Source organism: Spirillospora sp. NPDC048911 (genome assembly GCF_043198015.1).
Taxonomy (GTDB): domain Bacteria; phylum Actinomycetota; class Actinomycetes; order Streptosporangiales; family Streptosporangiaceae; genus Spirillospora.
This window is the reverse complement of record NZ_JBICUD010000005.1, coordinates 503895-522478: the sequence shown is the minus strand read 5'-3', so window position 1 is coordinate 522478 and position 18584 is coordinate 503895. Positions and strand designations below refer to the sequence as shown.

Below are 18584 nucleotides of genomic sequence, written 5' to 3'. Positions count from 1 at the left end.
GGAAGGCATATGCCCCTGCTGACGCGGATGCTCAACGCGCCGCTGTCCATCGACGTCCGCCGCGGTGCCATCGCGGCCCTCGGCGAGCTGCTGGCCGACAAGCGGATCGCCACCGAGGGGCGGGTGGCGATCGCGGTCGGCCCGGGGCAGGGCGACCAGATCACCGAGCACGTGCGGCCGTCGCTGGCGGCCTGCGAGGTGTTCCACGTGGACGGCGGCACCGTCGACGCGGCGGTCAGCCTGGGCTCCAAGCTGCGGGCCGGCTCGTACGAGGCGGTCGTCGGCATCGGCGGCGGGCGCACGATCGACGCGACCAAGTACGCGGCGACGCTGTCGGGCATCCCGATGGTCTCGGTGGCCACCAACCTGTCGCACGACGGCATCTGCTCCCCGGTCGCCTCGCTCACCCATGACAAGGGCAAGGGCTCGTTCGGCGTGGTGATGCCACTCGCCATGATCGTCGACCTGGACTACGTGCGGGCGGCGCCCGAACGGCTCGTCCGCGCGGGCATCGGCGACGTGGTGAGCAACTTCTCCGCGGTCGACGACTGGCTGCTGGCCTCCGAGGAGGTCGGCGAGACGGTCGACCGCATGGCGCTCACGGTCGCGCGCACGGCGGGCGAGGCGCTGCTGCACCAGCCCGAGTCGGTCGAGTCCGACCGGTTCCTGACGGTGCTGGCCGAGAGCCTGGTGCTCTCGGGCATGGCGATGTCGTTCGCCGGCGACTCGCGGCCGGCCAGCGGCGGCGACCACGAGATCCTGCACGCGATCGACCAGCTCTATCCGGGCACCGCCAACCACGGCGAGCTGGCCGGCATCGGCGCCGCGTTCTGCTACCACCTGCGCGCGACCCGGCTCGGCATGGGCGCCGAGCGGCTGGCCGAGATCATCGCGTGCCTCGACCGGCACGGCCTGCCCAAGGGGCCGGGCGATGTGGGGCTGTCGGTCGACCAGTTCACCGAGGCCGTGCTGTACGCCCCGCAGACACGGCCGGGCCGCTATACGATCTTGGAGCATCTCGCCCTGGACCAGGGTGAGATCCGCAAGGCGGTGGAAGAGTTTGTCCAAGCCCACGGAGGCTGAGCGGTCCATGGCCGACACGCGTTCGCCCGGCGACCACGGTTCGCCCGGCCCCTTCCCGCCCGGCCAGGTCCCGTTCGAGCAGTTGCCGCCCGAGCGCGTCCCGGCCGAGCAGGCCCCGCCCGAGCAGGCCCAGCCCGGCGATCAGGACCACCGGCCCTCGCGCCGGTCCGCCAAGGTCGCCGACATCCGCCGGTACGGGCAGCCGCCCGGCCTCAAGGACCGGCGCAACGAGGAGCACTGGGCGGGCCGCCTCTACATGCGGACGCTCTCCCCGTACTTCGCGTGGATCTTCCTCCGGCTGGGGCTCAGCCCCAACCAGCTCACCTATCTGATGATGCTGAGCGGCATCGTCGCGGGCGCCGTCGTGTCGCTGCCGGTCGCCGGCACCGCCACGCTCTGGACGGCGCTCGGCGGGGCCGTGCTGATCCAGGTCTACCTGCTGCTCGACTGCGTCGACGGCGAGGTCGCCCGCTACCTGCGGCAGACCTCGGTGGCGGGGGTCTTCCTCGACCGCATCGGCCACTACCTGTCCGAGGTGTCGCTGCTCATCGGCCTCGGCTTCGCCGCCCAGGGCGGCTGGGAGAACGGCGGCTGGGCCGAGCTCGGGCTGCTCGCCGCCCTCGGCGCCGCGCTGATCAAGGCCGAGACCGACAACGTCGTGGTCGCCCGGGCCAAGTCGGGCCTGCCCGCCGACCCCGTCGGCGGCGACCGGGCGCTGCGCCCCCGTTCCACGGGCATCGCGCTGGCCCGCCAGGCCGCGTCCATGCTGCGCTTCCACCGCATCATCGGCGCCGTCGAGCTGTCGCTGCTGATCCTCGCGGCCGCCGCGCTCGACGTGGTGATGGGCAACGACACGCCCGCCGCGATCCGGGTGCTGACCGTCGCGGTCGCCCTCGTCGCCGTGCTGCAGACGCTGCTGCACCTGGTCAGCATCCTGGCGTCGCGGAGACTCAAGTGAGATCTCCCGTCCGTGAACGGGAGATCGCGGTACGCCTAATGCGATCTTGCACAAAGGTGTATTTCCAGTGACAGACTTGTGCATGATCGTGGAGTGGCAGGGAGCAACTCGTTGAAGCTGTCGGTCGTCGTCCTGACGATGGGTAACCGCCCGGAAGAACTGGCCAGGTCCGTACGCAGCGCGCTCGAACAGGAGCACGTCGACGTCGAGGTCGTCCTGGTCGGCAACGGCGTCGATCCCGTCGGCGACCGCGCCGGCGTCGCCCCCTTCGACGACGAGCGCGTCATCCCCATCCACCTGCCCAAGAACGTCGGCATTCCCGCCGGGCGCAACCGCGGCGTCGAGGCCTCCTGCGGCGACGTGATCCTCTTCCTGGACGACGACGGCTGGTACCGGTCGACGCGGCTGGGCGTCCACCTGCGCGACCGGTTCTCCGCCGACCCGGGCCTCGGCATCATCTCCTTCCGCGTCCGCGACCCCGAGGGCGGCCGCGGCGAGCGCCGGCACGTGCCGCGGCTCCGCGCGGGCGACCCCGAGCGTTCCTCCGAGGTCACCACGTTCCTCGGCGGCGCCTGCGCGGTCCGCCGCGCCGCCTGGGACGCCGCGGGCGGCCTCCCGGAGGACTTCTTCTACGCGCACGAGGAGACCGATCTGGCCTGGCAGGTGCTCAACGCCGGCTACCGGATCGTGTACGACGCGTCCGCCGTGATGTTCCACCCGGCCGTGCTGCCCACCCGGCACGACATGTTCTACCGCTACAACGCGCGCAACCGCGTCTGGCTGGCCCGGCGCAACCTGCCGTGGCTCCTGGCGTTCACCTACCTCGCGGTCTGGGTCGGCATGACCCTGCTGCGCGAGCGCAAGCCGAGCGCGCTCAAGCCGTGGTTCAGGGGCTTCGTCGAGGGCTGGCGCAAGCCCGCCGGCCCCCGCCGCCCCATCTCCTGGCGCACCGCCTGGCGCATGACCCGCACCGGCCGTCCTCCGATCATCTGAGCCGCTAGGTCACCGGGACGATCTCGGCCTTCAGCAGGCGGGCGTCCTCGATGTCGAGAAGGCCGATGGTGCCGTGCGGCTGGCGGCGGCGGTCGGTGGGGGAGCCGGGGTTGAAGACGCGGATCCCGTCGCCGGTCTCGTCCATGGGGATGTGCGAGTGGCCGAAGACCACCAGGTCGGCGTCCGGGAACCGTCGCCGCATCCGGGCGGTGCGGCCCTGGGCCTGGCCGCTGTCGTGGATCATCGCGACCTTCAGGCCGTCCAGGTCGAGCCGGAGGGTCTCGGGGGCGCCCCATGCCGCCACGTCCGGGCCGTCGTTGTTGCCCAGCACGGCGTGGACGGGGGCGTAGGCGGCGAGTTCGTCGAGGACACCGGCCGTGCAGACGTCACCGGCGTGCAGGATCAGGTCGGCGTCCCGCAGGTGCTCGGCGACCGCGGGCGGGCAGGCCTTCCAGCGGCGCGGCGCGTGCGTGTCCGAGATCGCGACGACTTTCATCAGGGCATTCTGCCCACGTCTCGTCAGGGCATGCTGCCCCGCCCGGAGCGCCCGCTCACTGCATGGTGCGCCAGAGCTGCTCCAGGACGAGCGCGCGGCTGCGCCAGCCGCCCGCGGTGCGGACCATCCGGTGGTGGTACCAGCCGCCGCCCTGGACGAGGCCCTTGGTGTCCGCCCTGATCGTGTCGCGGCTCGGCGCGAGGGTGTCGCTGAACGGGGCGGTGACCTCGGCGCGGTCATCGTCGAACGCGATCAGCGGCGGCCCGATCAGATGCTGGCGGCCGGGCCAGCTCGGGAGCATCTTGGCCAGCCAGTCCTTCGCCTCGGCCAGCGAGCCGGTGATGCCGCCAGCGGAACTGTAGTCGAGCGTGGCGTCCTCGGTGAAGACGGTGTCCAGCAGCTCCCAGCGGCCGGAGTCGACCGCCAGCGCGTAGCGGGCCAGAACCTCGCCGATCTCGAAGCGGTCGGAGAGCTCCACGGGCGACATGGGCATGCCGTGACTATAGCAAGCGCTTGGTCAGCAAGCCTGACGGGCGGCGGGCAGGTCGACGTGCTTGCGGATGGAGCTGAGGCCGAGCTTCTTCGACTGGGCGCAGAACTTCTTCAGCGGCAGCTCGTACTCGGCGTGGAAGACCGGCTTGTTCGCCTTGATGAACGGCGTCAGGCGGTGGCACTCGCGGAACTGCGCGCACTCCTCGTTCACCGCGAAGTCCATCACGTTCACCAGTTGCGGGATCTGGTCCAGGTCGTTCTTCAGCCCGATGGCCAGGCCGCGCCTGTGCGCCTCGTGCGCCAGCATCCGGTTGAACGCGAGCTGCTGCTTGGCGGTCAGCTTGAACCCGGTGTCGTGCTTGTAGCCGTCCATCCAGTCCGGCTCGACCCCGTCGAAGCCCTTCTTCTTGCACTGGTCGAGGCGCGCGCCCCAGATCTTGCGGACGACCTCGATCCGGCGGATGTCCACCCAGCGCTCGTCCTCCCAGCCCTGCACCTTCTTGCCCAGCGCGGACCTGGGGAACTCCTTGAAGTCGGGTCGCCAGGTCTCCGCGGATCCGATCGCGGTGTAACAGATGACCTTGCGGCCGGCCTTGTGCAGCGTCGCCACGGTCGCCGCGGACGTCTCGAATAGGTCCACGTCGTACACCTGGGCCTTGACGGACGTGTTGACCTTGCCGCTGAGCTGCCACTGCCATGTCAGCCGTGCCTTCGGCTTCCACCAGGTCTTCGCCGCCGCCGTTCCGGTCGCCGTGGCCGACGCGGGCGCGGACACCGGCCGCGCCGAGCCCCCCGATCCGCTGCACGCCGAGGCCGCCGCCACCAAGCCGACCATCGCGGCACCGAGCCGTACAACGTTCCGAGCCATCGTCACTCCCGTCGTCCAAGGAATGCCGAGCATGGCAGATGCCGCCCGGCTCCCGCGCAAGATCAAAGATCATGGCAGGCCGGGGCGTCCGGACGAGCGCGTCAGGCGGGGGCGGTGGCGACCGCGAAGATCAGATGGGTGAGCTCGGCGGTGATGGCGTCCAGCGGGATGTCCTGGCCGCGCACCGACCAGTGGTGGACCAGGTTGTTGACCGCACCGATGATCGCCATGGCGGTCAGCCGGTAGTCGCGGGCGACGGCCTCGCCCCGCGCGACCGCCTCGTCCGCCAGGCCGACGATCATGTCGGCCCAGCGTTCCCGCCACTCCAGCCGCAGCGCCTCCAGGTCGGAGCTGACCCCGATGACCTCGACGAAGCTGACCCGGGCCCAGCGCGGGTCGCTGGCCGTGACCGAGACGTAGGCGCGCACCGCGGTCTCGATCCGGGTGGCCAGATCCTCGTCCGCCGCGGCGGCGTAGGCCTCGGTCAGCGCGGCGTGAGCGCGCTCGTTCAGCCGGAGGTGGAGCGCCGCGAGCAGCTCTTCGCGGCCGCTGAACTCCTCATAGAAGTTGCGTGTGGACACGCTCGCGGCCGAGCACAGCCGTTCGATGGACGTCGCGGCGTACCCCTGGCTGCCGAAGAGCTCCAGACCCGCGCCCAGCAACCGCTCCCGCCGCTCAGCGCGGCGCTCTTCCGCCGTGCGGCCTCCGTAACTGCGCCGGGGGGCGGGATTGCGGCCGCTCATACATCTCCGGTCGTCGCATGCCACAAAGCGGTCAGGTCTCTTGTCAGCCTAACCGCCGCCCCGCGATTCCCACAGTGTCAACCGGTGGGCAGGATCGTCAGCCGGTGGTCAGGATCGACGTCCACTTGGGGTCGCCGGTGAGCACCGTCAGGCGCTGGGTGGCGCGGGAGACGGCGACGTAGAGGACGCGCAGGCCGCGCGGCGACTGGGCCGCCACGGTCTCGGGCGCGACGATCACCGCCGCGTCGAACTCCAGGCCCTTGGCCTCCAGCACGTCCAGCACCTGGACCCGTTCGGGCAGGCCCGCGGCGAGCCGGTCACGCTCGGCGGCGCTCCAGGCCCCCTCGGCCCCGCCGTCCGGCGAGAAGAGGTCGGGCTGCGCGCCGCCCGGCCGGGGCGGCGCCGTGGGCAGCGGGACGATCAGCCCGATCGTGCCCTCGACCTGGTCGAGGAGCTCCTCGACCGCCGCGCGGGCCGCCGTGGCGAGCTCGCGCTCCGGTACGGCGCGGACGACCGGGTCGATGCCGGACGTGCGCACAGCGCGGGCCGGGCGGGCCTCGGGCAGGGCCAGGGCGAGCACGCGGGTGGCGACCGCGGCGATCTCGGTCGAGTTGCGGTAGTTGGTCGTCAGCTCGTACTCGTAGCGCGCCCGCTGGGCGGTGGACGGCTTGCGGGACCGGCCCTTGCCCCGGCGCGACCGGGCGGAGCGGGCGCCGCCGGGCTGGGCGGTGCCGAGGGCGGCCTCCATCGCCGTGCGGGCGGCGTCGAGGTCCTCCCAGGCGCTCTGCGCCGGGTCCTCGACGATCGTCCAGCTGGCCTGCCGGCCGCGGCGGCCGAGCATGCGCCACTGCATCGGCGACAGGTCCTGCGCCTCGTCGACCACGATGTGCGCGTACTCCGGACGTTCCTCGACCACGCCGTCGTCGACGCGGCGGGCCTGTTCGAGGCGCTCGATCGAGGTGGTGAGCTCGCGCATCTCCGGCTCCCAGTCGTCGTCCGCGACCTCCTCGCCGGTGAGGATGTTGACGCCGTCCACGACGTACGGGTCGTCGTCGGCCTTCTTGGCCTTGCGGCGGGCGGGCCGGGGCGGCGAGCCGAGCAGCGCGTCGATCTCGTCGAGGAGCGCGACGTCCTGGTAGCTGAGCGTGCCGGGGTCGGCCCATGAGGCCGCCAGGAGGGTGACGGCGTCGCGGTCGAGGTCGCGCGCGGCCGCACGGCGCAGCCGGTCGTCGTCGCCGAGGGCGGCCAGCACGTCGGACGGGCGGCGGATCGGCCACCACGCCATCAGGAAGTCGGTGAACGCCCGCTGCTCGCGCACGCGCGCGGTGAACTCGCCCTGCTTGCCCTCCGGCTTCTTGGCCGGACCGGAGCCGTTGCCGTTGTCACTGCCGCCTGCCGCGTCGAGTTCGCCGAGGCCGTCGGCGGCGAGCAGGTCGTTCCAGAGCGCGAGGTTCTCCTGGCCGGGTGGCGCGGGCTCCTCGTGCCCGCCGATGTCGGTGTACTGCTGCCACAGGGCCTCCAGCAGCAGCTCGGCGGCACGGCCCCTGGCGGCGTTGACGCTGCCCCTGCTGCGCCGGTGCACCTCGTTGCGCAGCTTGTCGAGCCGCTGCCGATCCAGCCGGACGACCACGCCCCGGTAGACGACGCGCAGCTCGTCGGGCGCGCCGGGCGCCTGGTCGGCGACGGCGCGGCGCAACACCCGCACCATGCTCTCGGCGCCCTTGAGCCGGGCCAGCGCGGGGGAGTCGTGGCCGGTGGCCGTCACGCCCTCGACCAGGTCGCCGAGCGAGCGCAGGCTCGCCGACCCCTCGCCGAGCGACGGCAGGACCCGCTCGATGTAGGCGGTGAAGCGGCGGTTGGGCCCGAGGATCAGCACGCCGCGGGAACCGAACCGGCGGCGGTGCCGGAAGAGCAGGTAGGCGACGCGGTGCAGGGCCACGGCCGTCTTGCCGGTGCCGGGGGCGCCGCGGACGAGCACCGTGCCGTCGGCGGGCGCGCGGATCACCTCGTCCTGCTCGCGCTGGATGGTGGCCACGATGTCGCGCATCGCGCCCTCGCGCGTGCGGGCGAGCGAGGCGAGGAACGCGCCGTCGCCGACGATCGTGAGCCCGTCGGCGGCCTCCGGATCGAGCAGGTCGTCCTCGAGGTCGACGACGGCGTGGCCGCGCGAGTGCAGGACCCGGCGGCGGACCACGCCGCGCGGGTCTTCGGGGGTGGCGCGGTAGAAGTCCTCGGCGGCGGGGGCCCGCCAGTCGATCACGAGCGAGTCGTGCTCGGGCGTGCGGACGCCGATGCGCCCGACGTAGCGGATCTCGCGGCTCGCGAGGTCGAGCCGGCCGAACACCAGGCCGTCGTCGGCGATGTCGAGCGCCTGGGCGCGCAGCGCGGCCTGGTGGACCATGGCGTCCCGGTCGACGAGCGAGCCCTTGGTGCCGGCGAGGGCCTGCCGGTAGCCCTCGCGGATCATGGCCTGGGCGTCCGCGCGCATCTCGTCGAGCCGTTCGTAGGCGACGTCGACGTACCGCTGCTCGGTGGCGATCTCTTGGTCCTTGACCGTTGCCTTGGCCGTGTCCTTCGCCGTGGCCGGCCGGCCCGTGACCGGGGACGACATGCAGGCTGCTCCTCGCGACTGTGCTCCTCGGGGTGATTCATCCCCGTACCCCACGCAGGGGCGAAAGAGACAGCTTATGCGGTTCGGGCGGCCTCGGGCGTGCCGCCGGCCCGGCCCGCGGCCTGCCGCAGCGCGAGCCCCAGCAGCCGGGGAGCGTGCCGCTGGACGAACACCGCGGCCTTGGCCCGGCCGCCGGGCAGGACGTAGAGGTCACGGGCCGGCCGGGCCAGCGACCGGTCGATCTCGTCCAGGACCAGCCGGGGCTCCATGATCCGGGTCCGGCCGACCGCCGGGTACCGCGCCACGATCCGGCGGAGCATCGGGGTGTCCACCTGGGCGGGGCACACGCAGCGGATCTTCACGCCGCTGTCGCCGTGCTCGTGGACGAGCGTCTCGGCGTAGGCGTTCACCGCCGCCTTGGCCGCCGCGTACGCCGAGGTCAGGGGGACGCTCAGCCAGCCGGCGAGCGACGAGAAGAGGATCAGCTCGCCGTGGCCCCGGGCCAGCATGCCCGGCAGCGTCGCCCGGACGACGTGGACGGTGCCCAGGTAATTGATCCGGATGACGCGTTCGACCTCGTCCAGGGGCTGTTCCAGGGCAGGTCCGAGCGGGCTGATACCGGCCGCGTGCACGACCCGGTGCGGCTCGCCCGTCTCGGCCACGACGGCTTCGACGGCCTTCGGGTCCGCGACGTCGCAGATGCGCGTGTGCATGTTGGGGGAGCGCGCCGCCGTACGGCCGAGACCCGCCTCGTCCACGTCCACGCCGACGACGTCCCAGCCCGCGGCAGCCAGGCGCTGCGCCGCGAGCGCCCCCAGCCCGCTGCCCGCCCCTGTGACCAGCGCCGTCCGCGTAGCCTGTGCCGTCCGAGGGGGGACGACCCCCCACACCCCCCGCGCGGCTTCGCCGTCCTCTGTCATCGCCCTGCCTCCTCGGCGTCCGCGAACTCCATCGTGAGGTGCGCGACCGTGCTGCTGCTCAGCGCGCGGGCGCGGTGGAGCCCGAGCCCGCGGAGTTCGCCGGCCACCGGATGATCGCCCAGGGTGAGCCTCGCGCCGCCGGGCCGGAGCCGGACTCCGGAAGGCGACATCGTCCAGGGCGTCCGGCGGGTGATCCCGTCCAGGCAGGAGTATGCGTCGACCTTCGGTGCCCCGGCCCCGCTCGGCGTCGGCAGGCCGGGCTTGACGGCCAGTTCGAGTGCGGTACGGCCGCCCAGGCGCACGGCGCAGCGCTTGATCCGGCCGGTGAGATCCATGGGGATGTCGGCGAGCTCCTTGGGGAAACCCCAGATCGTCCGGCCCGCGTCGAGCGTGAACTCCTGGTTCACCGGCAGCCAGTGGATGAACGCGCCCATCCGCTCCTCGCCCTGGACGAGGAACGCCACCGCGAACTCGTGGTACGGGCCCAGATCGCCGTCCGCGTAGCGGATGAAGGCCAGCGAGCAGATGGCGCGGCGGCGGCCGGCCGGGATCGGTGTGGCCACCCGCAGGCCGGAGTAGTCGATGACGGCCTGCGCCGAGGTCGCGGGCACGGCGAACATGGCCGAGGCGACCGCGGCGTCCCGGATGCGCACGGGCATGGTGACGCGCTCACCCTGAATCACATGGCTCACACCGATAAGTAGAACAGGTTCTTATTTTCCTGTCACTACAGGGGTGTCGATCACGCGGATTCGAGCGCCGCCTTGAACCGGTCCAGGGTGGCGCGCATGCCCGCCCGGTTGACCGAGGCACGCTTCTCGGCGGCGACGCCCGTGAAGACCTTGCCGAGCAGGGAGACCACGCCTGCGGCGCGGTTGTCGCGCCGCAGGTCCTCCCAGTACTCGGTCAGCCGGGTCGAGCCGTCGCCGATGCCCTCGATCCGGTAGCCCCACAGCGCCACCGGCATGCCGAACGTCGCCACCCGGAACGCGAAGACCTCTCCCGGAACGGCGGCGCTGACCTGGCAGTTGGTGAACCAGACCCGCCAGCCGATCCGGTTGAAGCCCACGAACCTGGTGCCGGTCTCGACGGAGCGCCCGCGCACCCACAGGGCGAACGTCTCCTCGCTCCACTCGCGCATGCGCCGCAGGTCGGAGATCGCCGCGTACACCTGCGCGGGCTCGGCCTTGATGGCCACGCTCTCCTCGACCACCCATTCCCTGTCCATGGGCCCGATCATCTCAGGACGGTCAGCGCAGATGGGCGAACCGCTCGCGCCATTCGCCGTACCAGCGCGCGAACCAGGGATCGGCCGCGGCCAGCGGCAGGATGTACGTCACCGTCTCGGCGTAGTAGCTCCGCTGTTTGTCGGGCGCGATCTGGTAGAGGCGCTGCACGTTGCTGACGCGGTCGGCGAGCTTGACCAGCACCGCTTCGGGCGGCGCCTCGCCGAGCCGCCGCAGGTACGCAGCCTTGGCCGCGCGCTTCTGCTGCCGCCCCGCGCCCGCCGTCGGAGGCTTGGTGACCCAGTCGACCAGCTCGGCGACGACCGGCCCGAACTCGGCCTCCACGTCGCCGGTGGTCGCCTCGGTGTCCTCGACGACGTCGTGCAGCAGGACCGCGGCGAGCAGCTCGGTGGAGGTCACCCCGCGGCCGCGGACGAGCACTTCGAGGGCCTCCAGCAGGTGCTCGACGTACGGGACGCCCGTCGGCCGCTGCTGATCGCCGTGCCAGCGCTGCGCCGCCACCGCCGCCTTCTCGACGGCGGGCAGGTCCACGGGCAGCTCCGCCAGGTCCACCCGGGCCTCGTCCCAGGTCCGCCAGGAGGTGAAGGTCTCCACTCGTGCGCTCCGTTCCGCCTGTTGCAGCCGGCCTCCAGCCTTACACAGGGCATGCCGGAAGCGCTCACGGCCTGCGGGCCTGCGGCTTGCGGGCCTGCGGTCAGCCGAGCGGTTCGGAGACGGGGGCCGGGGTGGGGGATCGCCCGGCCCAGGCCTCCAGCTGGGAGACGAACTCCTGAGCGTGAACGGCCCAGTGGAAGCGCGCGCGGGCCGTCTCGTAGCCCCGCTTGCCCATCTCGGCGCGGAGGCTCGCGTCCTTGGAGAGTTCGAGGACGGCGTCCGCCGCCGCCCGCGGATCGCCGAACGGGACGACGATCCCGCTGCCCGAGAGCTCCACCGCGGACACCGTCGCGGGGTGCGGCGTGGCGACCACCGGCACGCCGTGGGCCATGTACTCCATGACCTTGGCGGGCACCGTGCCGCCGCTCTGTCCCTCGTCGCGCAGCAGGGCGAGCCCGGCGGTGGCGCCCTCGGCGATCCGCAGGGCCCGGTCGTTGGGGACGAAGCCGTACCAGCGCAGCACGCCCTCCCGCTGCGCCTCCCGCAGCGCGGGCCTGACCTGCGGGTCGGCCGGGCCGATCAGCTCGACCATGACGCCCGCGGCGGCCAGCAGCCGGGCCAGGCCGATCATCTCGTGGGCGCCGCGTCCGGGCGAGAGCCGCCCGACGTATACGGCGCGGCCGGCGGCCGGCGGCGGGGGCGGCTCCGCGGCGACGTACGCGGTGTTCGGCACCACCGGGTGCGGCCTGCCGAACCGCGACCGGTGGCCCTCCGCCGCGAGCAGCAGCCGGTGCCGGCGCTCGCCGCGCGCCTCCAGCCGCCGCACGAACGGGCGCAGCAGCGGCCGCGCGGGGCGGAGCAGATGCCCGGGTTCGGTCAGGGCGGCCATGGTGTCCTCGTGGACGTCCCAGACCACGGTCCGCCGCCGCACCGCGCGGGGCAGCGCGATCAGCAGCTCCGGGTCGTGCAGCAGCACCACGTCGGCGTACGCGGCGTGCTCGGCCAGCGCGCGGCGCGCGGCGCGGAGCGCGTGCAGCCGCCGCCGGCCCGTCGCCCGCGGCACGTCCACCGGGCTGATCTCCCGCCAGGGCGTCACGTTGCACGCGCGGAACGGCGCGATGTAGGTGACCTCGTGGCCCGCGTCGAGCAGGGCACGAATCTGGCGGTGCAGGACCCGGGCGTCCTCGGGATGACGTGCGATGGTGCACACGCAGACCCGCATTGGCTCTCTCCTGGGGGAAGATCGAGGAAGACTGGGGAAGATCGAGGAAGACTGGGGACGATCGAGGAAGACGCTGTTCTTCTGGGCGATTGTGGGCGCGCCGTGCGAATTCCGGCCGTACGGGAGGGTGACCTCGGGTGAACGTCGGCCGCTCGTCGGAAGGAAGCCGCTTTGCGGGAATGTCCCCGTGCCGTTGTACGGAGGTTCACCTTCCCGTTGCGAAGCCGAACCACAATGCGCAGAGTGTCCGCACCAGCACCGTCGCCGCCCGCGCTCCGGCGGCCGCCCGTGACCAAGGTCTGGGCCGAGTCGCCGCTGCAGCTGCTGTCGGCGTTCGAGGCCCACCACGCCGGCCTGCTCGGCCACGGCACCGAGGTCGTGCTGCGGTCGGGCGTCGACCCGCTCGTGGCGACGGCCGCCGAGGTCGAACGCCTCGGACCGCACGAGGGGCTGGCGGGCCTGCACGCCGGCTCGCGGGTGCCGGTGCCGGCGGGCACGGGGACGCTGGTGATCGGCGACGCCTTCTCGGGCACCGTGCAGCGGCGCCTGCTGACGCTCCGCGCGCAGGGCCTGATCATCGCCGACGACGGCCTGGCCACCATCCATCTGCTCGAACTGCTCGCCGCGCCGGACCCGCGGCCGCTGGTCCGGGCCCGCGCGCAGCCCACGGTGGCGCGGCAGGCGCTGGGGCTGGCGGCCGCCACCCGCCTGCGCGCCCTCGGCCGGGCGGGCCGCGTGATCGTCTTCACCGCGCTGCCGGTCCCCGCGGATCTGCGGGCGGCGGTGACGGCGCACGGCGTCAGGATCGTCGGGCACGACTTCCCCTGGCTGCGGAGCCGGCCCGCCGGGCCCCCGCCGCCGGAACGGCAGGTCGTTCTGGGCAGTTCCCTCGTGGCGAACGGCCTGGTGCACCGCGAGCGTTACCTGGAATGGGTCTCCGATCTGGCCGCCGCCGAGCCGATCGCCTACCGCCCGCACCGGCGCGAGCTCCCGGCCGACCTGGCCGAGCTCCGGCGCAACCCGCGGATCGCGGTGGCCGAGCCCGGGCCGCCCGTCGAGGTCTGCCTGCGCGGGCTCACCCGCGAGCACCGGGTGGTCAGCCTCCCGTCGACCGCGCTCACCTCGTTGCGGCTCGTTCTGCGCGGCAACGGCACTACGATCCAGGGCGTGACCGTTCCCGCCGAGTGGTGGACCGACCAGGCCGACGCCGGGTTGCGCGAGCACCTGAGCCTTTTCCTGGACGGCCTGGAGACCGCGCGTTGACCGCGAGAGTCCTCGCCGTCGCCGATTCCGATTCCTACCTCAAGTGGGCGGCCGGCCTGCTCGACGCGCTGCCGCCCGGCTGGACCGCGCGCACCGCCGTCGTGCGCTCCCCGATCACCCCGTCCGCGAGCCAGATCCGGGCCGCGCTGAACGGCAGCATGACCGCCGAGCCCGAGGTGCTCCCCGCGCGCCGGCTGCGCCGCCTGCTCGCCTGGTACGAGCCCGACATCGTGCTGCTGGCCTGCACGGGCCCGGTGGTCGAGGTGCTGAGCGGGATCATCCTCGATCGGGCCGGCCCGCGGCCCGCCCTGGTCTCCGGGCTGCCGGGCATCTCGGTGCCCGCCAGCGAGAAGGCGTGGGTCTTCCGTTCGGCCGCCGACCTCTTCATCGTGCACAGCCACCGCGAGGTCGCCGAGTTCACCGAGATCGCCCAGACCCTCGGCGTCCGGGGCACGGTGGGCCGCGCCCGGCTCCCGTTCCTCGACCCGGCGCCCCCCAAGCCGCATCGCGATCGCGTCGTCTTCGCCACGCAGGCCAAAGTGCCGGTCGGGGTGGACGAACGGCGGCGCATCCTCCTCTCGCTCGCGGCCCTGGCCGAGAAGCGACCGGACCTGCGGCCCGTGGTGAAGCTCCGCGCCCGGGCGGACGAGCAGCAGACCCATCGCGAGCTGCACCACTACGAGCTCCTCTGGCGCGATCTGGTGGCGGAGGGCAGGGCGCGTGACGGCGCGGTGACCTTCGACGCCGGTCCGATGCGCGAGCACCTCGCGCACGCGGCGGGCTTCGTCACGGTCAGCTCCACGGCGGCCCTGGAGGCGATCGCCGCGAGAGTGCCCCTCCTCGTCCTCTCGGACTTCGGCGTGAACGCCAAGATGATCAACATGGTCTTCGAGGGCAGCGACTGCCTCGGGACCCTCGCGGACCTGGAGGCGGGGGCCTTCCGCACCCCTGACCGGGCCTGGTGCGCCGCCAACTACTTCCACGACCCCGTGGACGACGACTGGACCACGCATCTGTCGGGCCTGGTCGCCCAGGCGCGGTCGGGCGGCCTGCCCGCGCCCTCCCGTCTCCCGTACCCGGGCGGCCCCCGCGCCCGCCGCCGCGCCCGCATGCGCCTGGAGGTCCCCGCCGCGGTGGAGGTCATCTCCGCCGTGCGCCAGGCTCGCCAGCGCACGGCCGGAGGTTAGGCGGCGGGTTCGCGCCCGCAGCCGTTGGCGCCGACGGAGCCAGAACGGGCGACGAGCTTGATGCTTCCGCCCTTGTAGTGCCAGACGCCGAGGGTCTCGGTCAGGCCCATGCTCCGCACGAGATTCTCGCGGTTGCGGACCCACGGCGGCCGGCGGGCGCCGCCGCCGTCCATCAGCCAGACCCGGCCGACCGCGCACAACCGGGTGGCCAGGACGGCGGGCGTCACGTCCTCGCCGTCGAGATTGGCCGCCCTGGCCGGGGTCTTGCGCATCATGAGGTCGGTGAGCCCCTGGTAGGCGTCGGCGTAGGCCGACGTGCGCCAGCGCTGGTGCCGCGCGAGGAAGAGGACCCCGTCGCCGGGCATGGCACGGTCCCGGACGATGTCGGCGGCGGCACGCAGGTCGTCGATCCGCTCGTCCTGCCTACGGATCTCCAGCTGACCGGGGATCGTGAACGCGAGCACCCCCGCGAGTGCCACCGCCGTGAGGGGCCGCCACAGCCGTCCGAGCGCGACCAGACCGGCTCCGACCAGGAGCGCGAGAGCGGGAACGCAGAACAGCACGTACCGCGTACGGAACATCGGGTGGAGCAGCGAGGCCGAGAGAAGGAAGACGGGCGGGAAGAGCAGCCAGGGCAGGGCCAGCTCTGACAGGCCCGGTACCTGCGGCGGCCGCACCCTGCCGGCGATCGCCGCGACGACGATGAGCGCGGTGAGGAGCAGGATGAGCCGTTCGCCTCCGGCCATGAAGCGCACCAGGCTCCAGATCATGGCGCTCGTCGGGCGCTGGAGCGAGGCGATCTGCGCCTTCTGAGTCTGTGAGAGGACGACGAACGGCGCCAGGACCAGCACCGCCGCCGCCGTCGCGACGAGCCAGCGGCGCAGGAACCCCGAGCCCGCGCGGGTCCAGAGCAGCGTGATCACATGTGCGGCGAGGAGGAGAAGGCCGAAGACGTTGAGGAGCCCGACGAGCACGACGGCGACTCCGTAGCCGGCGAGCCAGGCTCTCTGCCTCCCGTCCGTCTCCGGCTCTTGCAGGGCGCGTACCAGCAGATAGGTGGCCAGGACGGTGGCGGCCGTGACCATCGCGAACGGCCGCGCCTCCTGCGCATATCTGGTGACGGTCACGCTGGACGCGTAGCAGATCCCGGCCACCAGGCCCGTCGTGTCCGATCCGCACCGGCGGCCGAGCGCCACCACTCCGGCGGCCCCGGCCGCCATGGCCAGCGCGGACGGGGTCCGCATCGCCAGCTCGCCGTCGCCGAACAGCGCGACCCACGGCTTCATGATCAGGTAGTAGGCGAGATGGACGAGATCGAGCCGGTGGACGGCGCGGCCGAGCTCGGGCAGCGAGCGCTCGGTCATGCTGATCGTCGCCGCCTCGTCCAGCCAGAAGGACGGTGCGCCGATGCCCGCCAGGGCGATCACGAGCGTCATGGCGGCCGCGAAGGCCGGAACGGCGCACGCCCTTATCGAGTTGATGCGAAATGCCACACTCGTAGGACGATTTGATGGTCCGATCGGGGTGCCCGGGATCGTGAGAAAAATGTCAGCGATGCCAATTTGTTCATCTTTCGCTGTTTCTTTTCGCGTGGAATTCACCGGCTGTTTGAAAAGGTCATTGTGCGGTGAAGGCAGCGATGCGGAGGGCGTAGTGGGTCGCTAGGAGGTCGCACACCGCGGCGTCGCGATCCCAGCGGTAGAGGCCCGGCGCGCCCGGGCACGCGCGCTGGGTCTGCAGGCGGGCGGCGATGCCCAGCCGGAGCATGTCGGGGGCCCGCAGGCCGGTGGCGGTGAGGCCGCTGGCGGCGCCCTCCAGCTCGTGCAGCGCCCCGCCGGCCTTCCAGCGCACCTCGGGCACGATATCGGGCCGCCAGGTGCCCGCCGGGAGCGGCCGGCCCAGGATCTTCATGGTCTCCAGCGCGATGCCCCGTGCGGCGCGCCCTCGTTTGGTCTTGGTCCAGCTCTCGAATTCCGGCGGCTCGAACGTGGGCGGCGTGGCGTTCAACGCCGTGGCGAGCTGGGCGGACAGCAGCCAGTGGCGCGCGTTCTCGGGGGTGAGCTTGCGGCTGGTCGGATATCCGCGCGGCAGCTCGCCGCGGATCCGGGCCTCCACGCCGGGCTGGACGGTCCCGCCAGCCTGCTTGAGCGTGACGAGCCAGATCGCCCTGTCGAGCGGGGTCGCGCGCATGACGTCCGGCGCACGCGCGGTGAGGCCCGCCGCCATCCGGGGGTCGGCGGTGGGCAGCCGTCCCAGAGACCGGATCTGCGTGACGTAGTACGAGGCGTAGATCGCGGTCAGCTTCTCCTTCGTCGGGAACGGCAGCTTGCGCGACCAGCCCGGATCAGGGCTCGTGGACGGCCGGAAGAGACCATCTGGCGTGCGGAGGTGGTCGAGCGACGCCGCGAACCGCCGCCGGTCGGCCTCGGCCTGCTTGGCTTCGCGCGTGGACGCCGGGCCCGGCCAAGTGACCAGCAGCGCGGCGGCGAGAATGGCGGCCGAGGCGGCGGCGATCGGCGCCCGCCAGCGATGCGGCTGGATCCGCCAGGGCGGGGCCAGCCCCACGGCCAGCATGGCGAACGGTACGGCAGGCGGCACGTACCGGGGATCGAAGTCCGCCATCGCGGCCGGGACCACGAGCAGCGACCAGGCGGTCAGCCAGGGCACCACCGCGATCCACTGGCGGCGTACGACCATGCCGATCGGCGCCACGAGCAGGACGATCAGCAGGGCCGGGCCGGGCAGGCTCGTCCAGCGGCCGGCCTTGTAGTCGCTGACCCGTTCCGCGTGCGGCTCGACGACGCGCGGCTGGTCCGCCGCTCCGGCCCGCGGGATGCCGAGGTAGCGGCCGATGCTGATCGCCCCGTTGCCCTCCATCGGCGTGAGCGTCCGGGGAAACGACAGCGACACAGGGGTGGCGGGCGTGGGGTAGGCCGTGTCGACGGCCCGGAAGGATCGGACCGTGTCGCGCCACACCACGGCGAGATAATCGTCCGGCTGCGCCAAGATGGCGCGCTTGGCGAAGCTCTTGGCCAGCGCGTTGCCCTCCGCGCCGGACCTCTCCACGCCGTTCCAGCGGACGAACGCCGAGGACGTGCCCCAGCCGCCCCACAGCGCGGAGAACGCCGGGGCGACCACCGAGTCGTCCGGGAGCTCCGGGCGGCAGAGGAACCGCTCCTCCGCGGGCGGCTTGATCTTGGCGCAGTCGGCGAACGCCGCCGTCCGGCCGTACAGGAAGGCGCCGTCGCTGTTGCTGAGCCCGTACCGGCCGTACTCCTCGTGGAACCACACCGTGTACGACCCGACCGGGATCGCGAACGCGCCCACCAGGGCGATCGTGACCCACCGGGTGCGGCGGCGGTACAGCAGCCGGGCGGCGAGCAGCACCACGATCAGCGCGGCGGGCGGCCGGATCAGGGTGGCCGCGGCGACCGCCAGCCCGGCGAGCGGCAGCGTGATCCAGTACGCCCACCGGGCCCGCCCGAACCGCCACGCCCCCAGCGTGACGGCCAGCATCATGAAGAAGATCCACGGCGCCTCGGACACCAGCATGCTCTCCAACTGGAGCAGCCGCGCGTCCAAGAGGGCCGGCACCGCCGCGAGCGTCGCCCACCAGGCGGCGATGCCCCGGTTGCGCAGCAGCAGGTAGACCATCGCGCCGGTCGCCACCCCGAGCGAGTGCTGGACGGCGACCACGGCGGTGAGGCTGTGCTCGCCGCGCAGCAACGCCAGGAACGCCGAATAGCCGCTGGTATGCCAGCTCCCGGGGGAGAGGTGCGTCGCGTGGTCGAGATATTTCCCGGTGTCGCCGAACCACAACCCGCCGGGATAGCCCCGCGTCGCCATCACCCGCAGCTGGATCGCGTACGCGAGTACCCCCACGAACACGGCATGCCGCGCGACGAAC

Annotated in this window: 17 protein-coding genes; 5 read left to right on the top strand and 12 right to left on the bottom strand. The window is 72.8% G+C overall.

Annotation, left to right across the window (positions count from 1 at the left end):
* Positions 1–9 precede the first annotated feature (9 nt).
* The 3 genes from ACGFNU_RS25215 to ACGFNU_RS25205 all read left to right on the top strand — a co-directional run bounded on the left by ACGFNU_RS25215 (position 10) and on the right by ACGFNU_RS25205 (position 3034).
* Positions 10–1083, top strand: coding sequence for an iron-containing alcohol dehydrogenase family protein (locus tag ACGFNU_RS25215; protein WP_392597307.1), 1074 nt, complete (start codon positions 10–12; stop codon positions 1081–1083).
* Positions 1084–1090: 7 nt separating this feature from the next.
* The gene (locus ACGFNU_RS25210) at positions 1091–2041 is read left to right on the top strand and encodes a CDP-alcohol phosphatidyltransferase family protein (RefSeq protein WP_392597306.1); all 951 of its coding nucleotides are present in this window, start codon (positions 1091–1093) and stop codon (positions 2039–2041) included.
* A 138-nt stretch (positions 2042–2179) separates the two neighbouring features.
* Complete coding sequence (locus ACGFNU_RS25205) at positions 2180–3034, top strand: glycosyltransferase family 2 protein (protein WP_392597748.1); 855 nt, start codon at positions 2180–2182, stop codon at positions 3032–3034.
* Positions 3035–3038: 4 nt separating this feature from the next.
* Here ACGFNU_RS25205 and ACGFNU_RS25200 read toward each other — a convergent pair whose 3' ends face one another.
* The 10 genes from ACGFNU_RS25200 to ACGFNU_RS25155 all read right to left on the bottom strand — a co-directional run bounded on the left by ACGFNU_RS25200 (position 3039) and on the right by ACGFNU_RS25155 (position 12227).
* A complete protein-coding gene (locus tag ACGFNU_RS25200) occupies positions 3039–3530 on the bottom strand; it encodes a metallophosphoesterase family protein (protein WP_392597305.1) in 492 nt (163 codons plus the stop codon).
* Positions 3531–3585: 55 nt separating this feature from the next.
* Positions 3586–4023: a nuclear transport factor 2 family protein gene (locus tag ACGFNU_RS25195; protein ID WP_392597304.1), complete on the bottom strand. Its 438-nt coding sequence runs from the start codon at positions 4021–4023 to the stop codon at positions 3586–3588.
* A gap of 24 nt (positions 4024–4047) precedes the next feature.
* Positions 4048–4890: an endo alpha-1,4 polygalactosaminidase gene (locus tag ACGFNU_RS25190; protein ID WP_392597302.1), complete on the bottom strand. Its 843-nt coding sequence runs from the start codon at positions 4888–4890 to the stop codon at positions 4048–4050.
* A 101-nt stretch (positions 4891–4991) separates the two neighbouring features.
* Positions 4992–5633, bottom strand: a complete 642-nt coding sequence (locus ACGFNU_RS25185) for a TetR/AcrR family transcriptional regulator (protein ID WP_392597300.1) — start codon at positions 5631–5633, stop codon at positions 4992–4994.
* A gap of 97 nt (positions 5634–5730) precedes the next feature.
* A complete protein-coding gene (locus ACGFNU_RS25180; RefSeq protein ID WP_392597299.1) occupies positions 5731–8244 on the bottom strand; it encodes a HelD family protein in 2514 nt (837 codons plus the stop codon).
* A gap of 74 nt (positions 8245–8318) precedes the next feature.
* On the bottom strand, positions 8319–9164 hold the full coding sequence (locus ACGFNU_RS25175) for an SDR family NAD(P)-dependent oxidoreductase (RefSeq protein ID WP_392597297.1): 846 nt from the start codon (positions 9162–9164) through the stop codon (positions 8319–8321).
* The gene (locus tag ACGFNU_RS25170; protein WP_392597295.1) at positions 9161–9856 is read right to left on the bottom strand and encodes an acetoacetate decarboxylase family protein; all 696 of its coding nucleotides are present in this window, start codon (positions 9854–9856) and stop codon (positions 9161–9163) included. The genes ACGFNU_RS25175 and ACGFNU_RS25170 overlap by 4 nt, the downstream gene beginning before the upstream one ends.
* Positions 9857–9906: 50 nt before the next feature.
* Positions 9907–10392: an SRPBCC family protein gene (locus ACGFNU_RS25165; protein ID WP_392597293.1), complete on the bottom strand. Its 486-nt coding sequence runs from the start codon at positions 10390–10392 to the stop codon at positions 9907–9909.
* A gap of 22 nt (positions 10393–10414) precedes the next feature.
* A complete protein-coding gene (locus ACGFNU_RS25160; RefSeq protein WP_392597292.1) occupies positions 10415–11005 on the bottom strand; it encodes an HD domain-containing protein in 591 nt (196 codons plus the stop codon).
* Positions 11006–11105: 100 nt separating this feature from the next.
* Positions 11106–12227, bottom strand: coding sequence for a glycosyltransferase family 4 protein (locus ACGFNU_RS25155; protein ID WP_392597290.1), 1122 nt, complete (start codon positions 12225–12227; stop codon positions 11106–11108).
* A gap of 234 nt (positions 12228–12461) precedes the next feature.
* On the opposite strand from ACGFNU_RS25155, the gene ACGFNU_RS25150 reads away from it, so the two are divergent.
* Together ACGFNU_RS25150 and ACGFNU_RS25145 are read left to right on the top strand one after the other, a co-directional pair.
* The gene (locus ACGFNU_RS25150) at positions 12462–13490 is read left to right on the top strand and encodes a hypothetical protein (RefSeq protein WP_392597288.1); all 1029 of its coding nucleotides are present in this window, start codon (positions 12462–12464) and stop codon (positions 13488–13490) included.
* A complete protein-coding gene (locus ACGFNU_RS25145; RefSeq protein WP_392597287.1) occupies positions 13487–14677 on the top strand; it encodes a DUF6716 putative glycosyltransferase in 1191 nt (396 codons plus the stop codon). Before ACGFNU_RS25150 ends, ACGFNU_RS25145 begins: the two co-directional genes overlap by 4 nt.
* Here the strand turns inward: ACGFNU_RS25145 and ACGFNU_RS25140 are convergent.
* Together ACGFNU_RS25140 and ACGFNU_RS25135 are read right to left on the bottom strand one after the other, a co-directional pair.
* Positions 14674–16170 (bottom strand): glycosyltransferase family 39 protein, encoded by a 1497-nt coding sequence (locus ACGFNU_RS25140; RefSeq protein ID WP_392597285.1) that lies wholly within the window; start codon positions 16168–16170, stop codon positions 14674–14676. The two genes, ACGFNU_RS25145 and ACGFNU_RS25140, sit on opposite strands and share 4 nt — an antisense overlap.
* A 124-nt stretch (positions 16171–16294) precedes the next feature.
* Positions 16295–18559 (bottom strand): phospholipid carrier-dependent glycosyltransferase, encoded by a 2265-nt coding sequence (locus ACGFNU_RS25135; protein ID WP_392597283.1) that lies wholly within the window; start codon positions 18557–18559, stop codon positions 16295–16297.
* Between the last annotated feature and the right edge of the window lie 25 nt (positions 18560–18584).